Origin of the sequence: Bacillus sp. S4, assembly GCF_040838205.1 — a bacterium.
GTDB classification, from domain to species: Bacteria; Bacillota; Bacilli; order Bacillales; family Bacillaceae_G; genus Bacillus_A; species Bacillus_A cereus_U.
In genome coordinates this window covers 37,994-50,652 of sequence record NZ_JBFPJI010000008.1, presented here as the reverse complement: position 1 = coordinate 50,652, position 12,659 = coordinate 37,994, and the positions used below count along the sequence as shown (strand labels likewise).

The following is a 12,659-nucleotide window of genomic DNA, read 5'->3' as shown; positions in this document are numbered from 1 at the left end:
GATTATCATTATCAATTAGAGGTGAAAGAATGAAAAAATCCATTACGCTGTTCACAGCGATCTTATCTATTTTTTTCTTATTAATAGGTTGCAGTGCAAAAGAAAACGAAAAAGCATCCGCCACAAAAACAGATAAAGGAACAGACAAAATCGAAATTACCGATCTCTCAGACAGAAAGATAACATTCAATAAAGTTCCTGAAAGTTTTGCGACGTTAAGTATGGGTGACATGAATGTTATCCACGCTTTAGGAGGAAAAATCGTCGGGCGTCCAGATGCAAAAATTCCCCTTCCAGAAGATTTGCAAAAAACACAAGTAATTGGAAATGCACATCAGCCAAACTTTGAACAAATTGCTAGTTTAAAGCCAGACGTACTTGTTGCTAATAATGGATTCCAAAAAAATATTCCAACGGTTGAAGGGCAAGGAACAAAAGTAATCATTTCTTCAGCCAACTCTGTAAAAGATATTCAAAAGAGTATTGAAATGTATGGAACAGTAATGAAGAAAGAAGATAAAGCAAAAGAGCTTAACCAAAAAATTAATGATCAAATGAAGAAATATGAGAAAAAGAGTGACGTTAAAGCATTGCTAGTGTATGGGGCACCAGGCACTTATTTAGCAGCATTACCAACATCTCTATCAGGGGATATTTTAGAAAAAACGGGCGGGAAAAATATCGCAGCTGGTTTTCCAGAAATGAAAGAATATCCGCAATATGCACAGCTAAGTGTAGAACGTATTATTGAAGCAAATCCAGATGTAATTTATTTAATTACACATGGAGATCCCAATAGTGTGAAAAAAGCATTTGAAGGCGAAATGATGAAAAATGAAGCATGGAAAAATTTAGATGCAGTAAAACAAAATCGTGTAGTTATTTTGCCACCAGATTTATTTGGATCAAATCCTGGGACAAAAGTTACAGAAGCGATGGAATTCATGTATAAAAGTATACAAGATGTAAGGAAATGATAAGTATGGAGAGTAGTGAAATAGTAAGAGAAAAGGAACATCCTTTTGCAAAGAAAAGATGGATAATAGCAGTTACTTTAGTCGTATTAACATTTCTAAGTCTTTTTTACGGTCTTTTCGCAGGAAGTTTATCTTTTTCTTTACGAGACATTCTAACAGGGATACAAGATGAAAGTTCGACAGTTCATCGGATTGTATGGGATCTTCGCATACCGAGAGTGCTCGTTGGGTTTATAGTAGGAACGTGTTTAGCTACATCTGGAGCATTACTGCAAGGGGTTATGAGAAACCCTCTTGCAGACCCTGGAATTATCGGGGTTTCATCTGGAGCGGGTCTTGTAGCAATTGTAATTATGATTCTATTTCCTCAGCACATGGCTTTTTTACCGCTAGGAGCGTTTTTAGGAGCTTTCATAACAGCGATGGTCATTTATGCTTTATCATGGCAAAAAGGGGCACCGCCTTCAAGAATCGTCTTAGTAGGTGTGTCAATCAATGCATTAATTGGTGCAGCAACGTCAGCATTAATGTTATTACATAGTGACAAAGTACAATCCGTGTTACCGTGGTTAGCTGGCGGTATTGGTGGTGTGAGCTGGGCACATTTAAATATGATTATTTACTATGCAATATTCGCTATTATATTAGCTTTCTTCGGTATTAAACACATTCGAGTATTAATGCTTGGGGATGAAATGGCGAAATTATTAGGGCATAACGTGGAAAGAAGTCGGTTTTATTTAATAGTAGTAAGTACAATGTTAGCTGGAATTGCGGTTAGTGTTTCTGGTCTAATTGGATTTGTAGGTCTTGTTGTACCGCATATGTTACGTTTATTAGTTGGAAATGACTATAAATATTTACTGCCATTATCATGCCTTGGTGGAGGGATATTACTTGTTTTCGCGGATGCGATAGCTCGAAGTTGGTTCGATCCAATCGAATTGCCTGTTGGTATTTTATTGTCCTTCTTAGGTGGTCCGTTCTTCTTATATTTAATTCATAGAGGAGGAAAACAACGTGATTTCCGTTAACAAAGTGTTTTACGCACATTCTGAAAGATTTCAAATGCAAAATATGAATGTACATATTAAAGCTGGAGAAATCGTTAGTTTAATCGGTCCGAATGGATCCGGGAAATCTACTTTGCTGCGTTTAATAGCACGGCTACTTAAACAAAGCGAAGGAAATATCATTTTAGATGGGACAAATATTCATACGATGAAGAGTGCAGATGTAGCGAAGCAATTAGCGATGTTACCACAAATGCATGATCATCAATTAGATTTAACAGTGAAAGAACTAATAGAGTTCGGAAGAGGTCCTCATAAATCATGGAGTAGTCGCTTAAACAAAGAAGATGAAGAAATTATTGAGTGGGCATTGTCTGTTACAAATCTTGAAGGGTATGAATATCGTCTTTTACAATCCTTATCAGGAGGAGAAAGACAACGTGCTTGGATTGCGATGACGCTAGCACAACGTACAAATGTCTTATTATTAGATGAACCAACAACCTTTTTGGATATCGTTCACCAGTTGGAAGTAATGGAACTTGTGAAACGATTAAACGAGGAGTTTGGTATGACAATTATAATGGTCTTACATGACATTAACCAAGCGGCTCAATATAGTGATCGTTTACTCGTATTAAAGCGAGGAAAGATTCAGTATGACGGTGTACCAGAAGAAGTATTATGTCAACAAATGTTTCAACATGTATTTGGCATAGAAGTAGATATTTTTCAAGGAAGCGACAAGCCATTTTTTACACCGAAACGAATTTCTAAAAAAGGAGCAGAGCGATGCAAACAGAAGAACGTATTACCATTGAATTAGTAAGAGAATTTGTTATGGCAGCTCACGGAGATTTAGAAAAAGTACAGGAACTATTGGCAGAATCGCCAAGCTTACTTCATGCCTCTTATAATTGGGGCGGCTCAGATTGGGAAAGTGCCTTAGGAGCAGCGGCCCATGTAGGACGTAAAGATATTGCACTTTATTTACTGGCAAAGGGCGCTCGGATGGATATTTTTGCAGCGGCTATGCTTGGTGAACTTGAAGTCGTACAAGCTATTTTAGTAGTACAACCAGAAGCATTATTTGCACCTGGCCCGCATGGCATTTCGCTACTTCAACATGCACGAATGGGTGGAGAAAAAGCTCAGCGTGTATTTGAATACTTAACAGTGCTTTCTTAATGACCGCAAAGTTCTTATGTGCGGTAAACTTTCCACTCAAAAGATTGGAAGGTTTACCGCCCGTTAGAACGGGATAAGTATCTAGTATATATGAAAATCCTACACCCCCTCAATTGTAGTTTTCTTAATACTAGTTATGATATGGATGCAGTAGACACTCTTTTGTCTACTGCTTTTTTTTGATATAATACATTTTTATAAGACTGAATTTTCTTTCTTTTTAGCGGCGTCTTGATAAAAATTATTTAACATTTAAGTAGTTTGAAATATATAGTTATGTAATGAGGTTCAAAATGATGGGAGTGAATAAAAGAGTGTTTCATACAGATCGTTTACAATTTCGCAAATATACAATGGATGATTTACCGTTTTATGCTTCTTTATGGGGGGATGAGAAGGTAATGCGCTATATTGGAAATGGAACGTTAAAAACATTTATGCAATGTAAAAAAAGTTTGGAGGAGAGGGTACTTCCAAATTATAAAAACGGTCTCGGTTTATTTGTAATGATTGAAAAGGAAACAGGGATACGAATTGGTCATGCAGGACTTGTCAAGCAGAAGGTAGATGGAAAAGAGGAAATTGAGATTGGCTATTGGTTACTTCCTAAGTATTGGGGGAAAGGGTATGCGAAAGAGGCTGCGGCGGCATTTCGAGACTATGGTTTTCAAGCATTACAAATGAATAAATTAATTTCACTTATTAATCCGAACCACCCAGCTTCAATATTTGTTGCTAGAAAAACAGGGCTTAGTTATGAGAAAACAACTTCATTTCATGAGATGGATGTTCTCGTTTATTCCATTAAGCGGGTTGGATGAAAAAAGGTGAATTGCATTTTTTGGAGAATGGTATATAAAAATAAAGGGGGGATTACATGTATATTTACCATAATGGACTTATTATTCGTGAGGGAACGAACGGTGTACCAGCATATGCAATTAAAACTTTATTTGAAGATGCCGGTTGGAGTAATGATAATATCCCTTCTTGGCAAATTGAAAAATTTACGATAGCATTTGAAAATTCCACATGGACTTTCACAATTTGGGATGAAGAAGAAATGGTCGCGATGGTTAGAGTGATTTCTGATCAAATCATGGTTGCTAACATAGTAAATTTAGTTGTGAAGTGTGAGTATAGGGGAAAAGGATTAGGTAAGAAACTTGTAGCTCTTTGTTTACAAAAGCTTCCGCATGGCGATTGGTTTGCGCATACATCCGCTAGCAATTTTGATTTTTATAGAAGTTGTGGTTTTGAAGTAAGAGAGTTATCAAGAAATGGAACATGTGCGTATTATGGGTATCAAGTGGCAAAAAAGGATGGGCATCGATAAAATTATAAGGTAGTGAAGAAAAAGGATCGCTATTTTAATAATATAAACTGAACTGAGACTTATTTTGTGATAAAATAAAAGAAAATTCAGTTTATTAAACGGGGGATAAAAATGAATGTAAAAGTTGGGGATGTATTTAAATACGAAAGAAGGTTTACTGAGGAAGAAGTTTTTGAATTTGCAAATATTACAGGCGATAAAGGTAGACATCATATGGAATATGATGAGAATGGACGATTAATGGTTCATGGTCTATTGACTGCTAGCATTGGTACGAAAGTAGGAGAAGAGTTACATTACATAGCGAGGGAATTAGTAAGTGAGTTCATTAGACCAGTTTTTACAGGTGATACGATTACTTGTGAATTAACATTAACAAATATTGAGCAAATGGAAGGATATAAAAAAGTTTCAATTGAGTCCGTTTATCGCAATCAACATGAAAAGACTGTACTGGTTGGGACGAGTTATGGAATTATAAGGGAATAAAAAAGAAGCCTGTTTCGTAACAGGCTTCTTTTTTATCAATTAGTAAACTCGTTTTCGATTTTCAGCATGACTAGAGATAAGTAATAACGCAGATTCTTCACCTATGTTACGGACAATATGGGGAACGCATGCATTCCAGGAGAAAGAATCACCTTCTTCTACAATTGCAATGTCTTCACCATGTTGAACTTCCAGTTTTCCGCGTAATACAAGATGGCACTCTTCGCCTTCATGAGCATTTGGTGAGTTTTCTTTCGGGAATCCGGCAGAAATTTCTACTAAAGATAGGCGGAGACCACCTTGCTCAGCAACATGCTCAATTCTTTGTTCATCTTTACCGTATACGCTGTATTTCCGTTCTTCTTTTTTTATAATTTTCATTCGATCCTTTTGTTCTAACAGTAAATAAGGAAGGGGAACATTTAAAAAAATGGAGATTGTTTCTAAAGTTGAGATAGATGGTGATGTTTTATTATTTTCAACCTGACTCATAAAACCTTTAGAAAGACCTGTTCCTTCACAAATTTGTGCAATTGTTATGCCTTTACGTTGACGAATTTCACGTATTGCAGAACCAATATTCATAAAATCAAGCTCCTTTTTGTAAACAACTATTTGTATCATAGCAAAAAAAATATATATTTTCCCACTGAAAATGAATTGACGAATAAAAAAAATTAGTGTATGTTTTGTAATGTAAATAAAAGTTTTGTATAAGGAAACTATAAAGGAGAGAATGAAATGAATCAACATATCGGTAACTTAATTATTCGTATCGTGTTAGGGGTAACGTTCTTTATGCACGGTTTAACAAAATTCCAATCAGGAATTGACAATATTGCAGGGTGGTTCACAAGCATTGGTTTACCAGGAGGACTTGCATACGGTGTAGCAACAGTGGAATTAGTTGGTGGTCTATTGTTAATTCTAGGTTTAGGTGTAAGATATATTGGATTATTATTTGCACTTGTTATGGTTGGAGCAATTGTAAAAGTGAAATGGTCAGCTGGTTTATTAGGAGATGGGAAAAATCCTGGCTTCGAATTAGAACTTGCATTATTAGCAATGGGTGCTTATTTATTTGTTGCGAAAGCTGATGGTTTTGTAGATAATTTCTTAAAAGAGAAAATGTCAAAGAAGAACTAATTTAAATGGGGGTATAACAAGATGAGCTTTCAACTTCATCCCGAAACAACACTTGGTGTTGTTCATCTATACGTATCAAATATAAAGAAATCACTAGAGTTTTATACAGAAGTATTAAGTATGAAAGTGCTAAAAGAAGAGAAAACAGTCGTTACATTTGGGAATGAAAATGAAGAACCACTCCTTATCATTGAAGAAAAGAAAGAAGCTTTACCAAAGCAAAGAGGGAGAACAGGGTTATATCATTACGCAATTTTATTACCAACCAGACAGGACTTAGCGAACATTCTTCGTCATCTTGTAGAGATGGTATATCCACTGCACGGTGGAGCCGATCATTACTTTAGTGAAGCTCTTTATTTAGCTGATCCAGATGGAAACGGGATTGAAATTTATCATGATCGCCAAAAAGAAGTTTGGCGTGATGAGAATGGAGAGCTACCATTTGTTAGTAACCCATTAGCCGGTGAAGAATTATTGCAGCAAGGAAGTACATGGAATGGGTTCCCAGCTGGTACTGTGATGGGGCATATTCATTTACATGTAGCTGACTTAGAAGAAGCAAAACGTTTCTATGTTGATGGTCTTGGTTTTGATGTAACGATCCCAGCTCGTAATGGAGCGCTGTTTGTATCCGCAGGTGGTTATCATCACCATATCGGTTTAAATACATGGCAAGGTGAAGGGATACCACCACAAATGCCAAATTCCGTTGGCTTAAAATATTTCACAATTGTACTAGCAGATGAAAAACAAAAAGAGCAAGTGTGTGAAAGCTTAAAATATATTGGCGTAGTTGCTACGTACAAAGATGGAATATTACAGGCCAAGGATCCGTTTGGACATTGTATACATTTTAAAGTAAAAGGAGAAGCCTAATTAAAGGCTTCTCTTTTTTACTTTCTTATAATCGCTTTTTCATTTTGTAAAAACAGTTCATCAAATTGCTTTGCAAGGTCAAAATCTAGTTTGGTTAAACCTTTTGCATTCCATGATGACAAAGTAATAATGACTGCTTTATACTGGATAAGGATAAATGGGTGGTGATTATGTTCTTCTGATAGTTTGGCGGCTTCAGAGACAAATTCGACTCCTTTTAAGTAGTCGGAAAACATATATTTTCTTTCAATCCATTTTTCATCTTTCACTGTCCATTTATCCAGCTTAACTAATTCTTCTTGTACCTCTTCATTAGTTAGTCGTAGCATCATTTTTCACATCCTTTACCTGTAGTAACGCAAGACCGTTGTTAATAAGACGTGTTACAGATTCGTCAGTTGTGAAAGTAGAAAGTTGTTGCAATAATGCCGCTGATGCTTCGTGGCCCTTATTATGTTCTAAAAGCAATTCTAAAATTTCAAGACGAAGCAACCATTCTTTCGGATGAAATTTATTTAATACTTCTTGAATAGCTATTAATTGATCAGTATGAGTATCGTGTAAAATACTATCGTTACGTATATCCCGAACTGTTTGATACATACGTTCAAGCTCATTCAGTACAAGTGGATCAGGAGTTTTTTGTACTTCTTCATTCATCGGGAAAAATGCAGCCGCATCTGCCGCTCCTGGGAATACAGAAGTGATTTGTGAGCCGACAGCCATATCAAATGCTCCCCATGAAGGATCAAATAATAAGCGATCTTTATGAGTAACTGTACAATTTATAAAGGAGATAAGAGCAATTTTTTTATCATTCTTTACAATGTCTGTTACTGTTCCTTTTACATGAATGCCGCTTGCAAAAGTAAACTCTGCACTATGTCCAATTGTAATGCCTAATGATTGTAATTGTTCTTCTGTACAATTTTCTAATGCAATATCACCATCTAGTAATCCGATTGGTGTCCCGAATCCATCGCTGTGCACAGATGTAGAATGATTTGCTAGTTGTTTATTATGAATTGCTAATGCAGTTGGTGAGCTTGTTCGTGTGTAAATAACTTCACCAGTATCATTTTTAATTGTCTCTGTAAATGTACCCGTAATTTGTAATCCACTACTTAGCTCAGTTGTAGCATGATTTTCGGAGCGGATTGCTTTTTCTAATCCTTCTGTGCCACCTGTTTTAAATGCCATCGTTGTAGAGAACTGCTCAAGTGCCTCAGTCAACTCTTCAAATGATTCACAAACAAATAGCTGTGGCTGCATTTTTGTTACGTCATAAGTTGTCCCGGTGCAAGCTTCAATTGAGAATGGAACTTTCTTTACAGCATCTGTTAAGCAATGCTTACTTTCACCGACAGAGGAAAGGAGACCAGCACCGTAAATTTTTGGGTCATCTATATTACCGATTAAGCCGTATTCCACTGTCCACCAGAATAGACGTGAAATTTGTTCTGCTTCTGATAAACCAGAAACTAAGTTTTGTTTTTCGATTACAGCATTTTCAGCAGCTGCAACTTCTTCAGGTGTAGAAGTCGGGCTTTCTTTTACGATCGTTAATGCACGAACAGCTTCAAAAGCTTCATGTTCTTCTTTTGTGGAGAAAGCTTTCGCTCCAATTTGCCCAAAGCGTTTCACATATTTTGCATATGTACGATCAAGTAAAATCGGTGCGTGTCCTGCTGCTTCATGAACGATATCAGGAGCTGGTGTATACTCGATATTTTCTACTTTACGAATATCTGTTGCGATTGGTAGTAATCCATGCCCCTGAAAATCAAAGAATGCTACGCCGGGAATAAGCCCATCAATCGTTACGGCGCCCCAGCCGCTTGGTGCTAAACAGTCATTCATTTCTTCTACTTTTGGAATCGCATCTATATTAATACCAGATGATTGTAGTCCATTAACATAGGCGGGATGAGCAACATCTTTTAAGAAGTTATGGTTTTGTTTCATAATGTAACGCCAAACAGCGTGATTCACCGGTGTGTATTGATCATAATGCTGTGTGGATACGAATGGTTTTAAATGTGATGGAATTTCTGTTTTCTTTGTCATTTAGACATCCTCCTTTTTTTCTATAAAAATGAATACCGGTTCGTATAGATTGCATCACCTCCCTTTAAAAAATGTAAGCGCTTATAAAATCTTATCATAAGATTCGGAATTATTTAATAACTGTTTGTGTGAGAAATAGAAAAAGCCCCTATCGGAAAATCCGATAGGGGCGAAAAAATCGCGGTACCACCCTATTTGTAAGTGAAAAGGTACTTACATCTCAACTAATGATAACGGAAAAACTCCGTCTTTTCCTTCATGCATAAAAGCACTACGAAAAAGAAGCTCCAGAATTGTAATTCGTACTTATATATGTGCTAATTTCCACCGACCATTAGCTCTCTGAAACAGGGATACAAGATACTACTGCGATTCTTTCAACGCGTATATATGAAGTTATTTAAAAGGGAAGGACGCAAAAAAGCCCCTATCGGAAAATCCGATAGGGACGATAAAAATCGCGGTACCACCCTATTTGTAAACAATTAATTGTTTACCACTTACTTTAAGATAACGGAAAAATCCGTCTTTCTCTTCATGCATAAAAAGCATTACGGGAAAGAAGCTCCAGAATTGTAATTCACGCTTGTATATGTACTGATTCGCACCAACCATCAGTTCTCTGAGACAGGGATATAAGTCGCTACTAGTATTCCTTCAAAGCCGATATATAATTCGCTCAACTAAACTATGTTTTGTATTATAAAACTATATTTAAAAGCTTGTCAACAATAATTTTATTATTTTACTTCTAAATCAACATTTAAATTAGATGTATTTCCGGCTGCATCAGTTGCTGCAATGTGGATTGTATTTTTCCCTTGTTGTAATTGATTGCGATCGAAATAAATTTCAAAGTTTTTCTCCCAATGGTTCAAGAATGCATTTTCCCATACGCCATTTCCATTAATTTCATACTGTATTGTTACTGGATGTCCTGGAGCAACCCATCCGGATTCTGTCATCCAATCTAAAAGTATATCATCTACTTTCCCTCTAATTACGAGGTTTTCTTGATCTACTTCAGGCGATAATTTCGGTGCAGTACGGTCGACAAATACAGCTCCTGTTTGTTTCGTTTCTCCTCCAGAATTAGAAGCAACAGCTTCAATTTGGTATAAGCCATCAGGTAGAGGTGATCCATCAGTTTTCGTACCATTCCATTTGAAAGATTTATAACCTGGTGTTTCATTCTTGCCTTGATGAACGATTCCTTTATATGTTACTCGGTCTTTCGTAATTAAATTAGCATGAAACGTTACATCCTCAACAGGTGTAACTAAATAGTAATTGATAAGGTTGTCATCTAGTATTCTGTCATTATTTGGACTGAAAGTAGAATTAACGATTTCAAGGCCATCAATACGCTTGTATTCTTTCGGATCGATGCTAAATGTAAATGGAATACGCATTTCTTCAGTCTTCCCTTGCTCTTTTACATATAGATTTCCCGTATATACACCTTGTGGTAAGGAGCTATCAACAGTAATAGTAAAAGGCTTTTCGATGTTACTATTCGGTTTAATGCTAATAGAAGAAGGGAAAGAAGTCTGGACTTTTGTTTTTGTATCTAGTAATTCAATGCGAGTTGAGAAGTTTTTCTTTTTGTTAGAAAGATTTTGTAACGTAATATTTTGTGTTAACTTCACTTTGCCACTATTAGGTTTAATGAGACCGAAACTTACATTGTTTGGTTTCACTAATGCATCTGCTTTTGCTGCTTTTGGAATGTTAATTAAACCAGAACCTTGTGCCATGACAGGATATGTATTTTCATTGACATCCTTTAATGTTTTTGCAGTGTTGGCAAGAGCTGCTTTCAATTGTTCTGTCGTCCAATCAGGATGCATTTGACGCAGCAGAGCAACGGCTCCCGCTACTTGTGGCGCAGCCATACTTGTTCCGTTGTGAGATTCATAGCCACCTCTTGGTACTGTACTAGTAATTTTCACGCCAGGTGCAACTATATCAGGCTTTATGAGCCAACTTCCTTGTGATGGTCCTCTTGAACTGAAGTTACTAATAAGTTCGGTTTGGCTTGGTTGTCCAATTTTTATATTTTTCTTTCGTTTTGTAATTGAATTTTTCAACTCTTCACCATTTGTATTTGATAGTTGCATAACTGGAAGAGCTACATCTTCACGTCCAAAATATTCGGGCATAATATTAATTTCTTTTTCGTTAGAAATTAGTAGCACGCCGAGAGCGCCAGCTTGTTTCGCTTGTTCTGCTTTTACTAACGTGCTCGAAGTTCCTTGTAAAACAAGGGCGAACTTCCCTTTCGCATCTTGTTTAGCGTAATCGCTTGGATTACCGTAGCCAACATATACAAGCTGAGCATCGTTTCCTACTTGGAAATCTGCTTTTGATAACGGTAATCCTTGGTAAGATTTATTGGAACCAGCTACTTGGAATGTTGGAAATGGAATAGAAACTGTAGATGCTCCAACAGAGATGACACTACTTGCGTTACCAGGAGCGTCAACAGACCAAGGTTTTGGTCCATCATTTCCATTTGAGACGACCGCAGTAACCCCAAGCTTTGCTGCACGTTCTAACGTTAATGTTACAGGCTGATCAGGTACATTCAAATCTTGACCAAGAGATAGATTTAAAACATCGGCACCATCTTGAATAGCGCGCTCAATACCTTGAATAATATCATCGGTCGTACCAGTACCACCATCATTCATGACACGGTAAGCGAGTATAGAAGCATTCGGAGCAATCCCCTTTATTTTTCCGTTACCAGCAATAATTCCAGCAACATGGGTACCGTGGACGTTTCCATCCATCGGATCATTATCTTCATCGACTGTATCATAGCCGCCGATATAATTTGCTTGTAAATCAGGGTGGGTATAGTCGACACCTGAATCGATAATAGCGACTTTCATTCCTTTTCCATCAAGGGGTTTGCCAGTTGGATCTTTTAAATCCCAAGCTTCAGGTGCACCAACTGTAGGGCCGCCAACATTTGGTGTTTCTTGATCTGCTGGGCTTTTTGATGTTTCATGTAACTTATATGTTAAGTTCGGATAAATTGCTTTTACTTCAGGTAAAGAAGCTAAAGCAGCAATTTGATCTCCTGGGATAGAAATAGAAAACCCAGAAAATAATGTACTATATGTTTCTTTTATCGTTGCCTTCGGTGCTTTTTCTTTAATTTTCTTTGTTGTATCCTCTTGTGCCTTTTTTAGTTGCGCATGGTATGATTGCACATTGCTATTTTTTAGATCCGGAGCATGCTGAATGTTACTTTGTGAAGCGAGTGGAGCATGCTGTAATTCTACAATGACTGAAATTTCTTTTGATGTTTTTGTTTCAACATTTTGCGCGATTTTGTTTTCTCCCCATTGTTCAATATTCGCTTTTAACTGTGGACTAAATTGCTTCTCTTTTTGCAGTGACTCAGCATGGGCGCTTAAAGCTCCAAAACTCGAAAAGACGAGCGCCATACTTAATAGTGTAGATGTAGTTTTTTTCATTGAAACTCCTCCTAATAAAAAGTTCCAATATTCCGAAAATAAATATTACATTTTTGTCGTTAATTATAGGAACGGA

General features: G+C 36.8%; 13 protein-coding genes and 2 other annotated features. Of the genes, 9 read left to right on the top strand and 4 right to left on the bottom strand.

What is annotated here, in order from left to right:
- Positions 1 to 29 precede the first annotated feature (29 nt).
- From AB3X48_RS02550 to AB3X48_RS02520, 7 genes are all read left to right on the top strand, one after another.
- Positions 30 to 977: an ABC transporter substrate-binding protein gene (locus AB3X48_RS02550; RefSeq protein WP_016106201.1), complete on the top strand. Its 948-nt coding sequence runs from the start codon at positions 30 to 32 to the stop codon at positions 975 to 977.
- 5 nt (positions 978 to 982) lie between these two features.
- Complete coding sequence (locus tag AB3X48_RS02545; RefSeq protein WP_002111954.1) at positions 983 to 2,011, top strand: FecCD family ABC transporter permease; 1,029 nt, start codon at positions 983 to 985, stop codon at positions 2,009 to 2,011.
- Complete coding sequence (gene fpuC / locus AB3X48_RS02540; protein WP_016106200.1) at positions 1,998 to 2,816, top strand: petrobactin ABC transporter ATP-binding protein FpuC; 819 nt, start codon at positions 1,998 to 2,000, stop codon at positions 2,814 to 2,816. The genes AB3X48_RS02545 and fpuC overlap by 14 nt, the downstream gene beginning before the upstream one ends.
- Entirely contained in the window at positions 2,783 to 3,178 is a 396-nt protein-coding gene (locus AB3X48_RS02535; protein ID WP_002160409.1) for an ankyrin repeat domain-containing protein, read from the top strand. Before fpuC ends, AB3X48_RS02535 begins: the two co-directional genes overlap by 34 nt.
- Before the next feature lie 293 nt (positions 3,179 to 3,471).
- Positions 3,472 to 3,999, top strand: a complete 528-nt coding sequence (locus tag AB3X48_RS02530) for a GNAT family N-acetyltransferase (RefSeq protein ID WP_002015253.1) — start codon at positions 3,472 to 3,474, stop codon at positions 3,997 to 3,999.
- 56 nt (positions 4,000 to 4,055) lie between these two features.
- The gene (locus AB3X48_RS02525) at positions 4,056 to 4,514 is read left to right on the top strand and encodes a GNAT family N-acetyltransferase (protein WP_016106199.1); all 459 of its coding nucleotides are present in this window, start codon (positions 4,056 to 4,058) and stop codon (positions 4,512 to 4,514) included.
- Between the two features lie 111 nt (positions 4,515 to 4,625).
- On the top strand, positions 4,626 to 5,003 hold the full coding sequence (locus AB3X48_RS02520; RefSeq protein ID WP_002160412.1) for a hotdog family protein: 378 nt from the start codon (positions 4,626 to 4,628) through the stop codon (positions 5,001 to 5,003).
- 39 nt (positions 5,004 to 5,042) lie between these two features.
- On the opposite strand, the gene AB3X48_RS02515 is transcribed toward AB3X48_RS02520, so the two are convergent.
- Positions 5,043 to 5,588, bottom strand: coding sequence for a helix-turn-helix domain-containing protein (locus tag AB3X48_RS02515; RefSeq protein WP_002160413.1), 546 nt, complete (start codon positions 5,586 to 5,588; stop codon positions 5,043 to 5,045).
- Between the two features lie 156 nt (positions 5,589 to 5,744).
- Between AB3X48_RS02515 and AB3X48_RS02510 the strand changes: the two genes are divergently transcribed.
- Both AB3X48_RS02510 and AB3X48_RS02505 read left to right on the top strand, forming a co-directional pair.
- Entirely contained in the window at positions 5,745 to 6,149 is a 405-nt protein-coding gene (locus AB3X48_RS02510) for a DoxX family protein (RefSeq protein WP_001071557.1), read from the top strand.
- A gap of 21 nt (positions 6,150 to 6,170) precedes the next feature.
- The gene (locus AB3X48_RS02505; RefSeq protein ID WP_016106198.1) at positions 6,171 to 7,028 is read left to right on the top strand and encodes a VOC family protein; all 858 of its coding nucleotides are present in this window, start codon (positions 6,171 to 6,173) and stop codon (positions 7,026 to 7,028) included.
- Positions 7,029 to 7,045: 17 nt separating this feature from the next.
- Here AB3X48_RS02505 and AB3X48_RS02500 read toward each other — a convergent pair whose 3' ends face one another.
- From AB3X48_RS02500 to AB3X48_RS02490, 3 genes are all read right to left on the bottom strand, one after another.
- Positions 7,046 to 7,360, bottom strand: coding sequence for a 4a-hydroxytetrahydrobiopterin dehydratase (locus AB3X48_RS02500; RefSeq protein WP_002199307.1), 315 nt, complete (start codon positions 7,358 to 7,360; stop codon positions 7,046 to 7,048).
- The gene (locus AB3X48_RS02495) at positions 7,341 to 9,095 is read right to left on the bottom strand and encodes an aromatic amino acid hydroxylase (protein ID WP_016106197.1); all 1,755 of its coding nucleotides are present in this window, start codon (positions 9,093 to 9,095) and stop codon (positions 7,341 to 7,343) included. The genes AB3X48_RS02500 and AB3X48_RS02495 overlap by 20 nt, the downstream gene beginning before the upstream one ends.
- A 162-nt stretch (positions 9,096 to 9,257) precedes the next feature.
- Positions 9,258 to 9,485: a binding site (T-box leader), on the bottom strand.
- Between the two features lie 51 nt (positions 9,486 to 9,536).
- Positions 9,537 to 9,765, bottom strand: a binding site (T-box leader).
- 70 nt (positions 9,766 to 9,835) lie between these two features.
- Positions 9,836 to 12,583, bottom strand: a complete 2,748-nt coding sequence (locus AB3X48_RS02490; protein WP_016106196.1) for a S8 family serine peptidase — start codon at positions 12,581 to 12,583, stop codon at positions 9,836 to 9,838.
- Positions 12,584 to 12,659 lie beyond the last annotated feature (76 nt).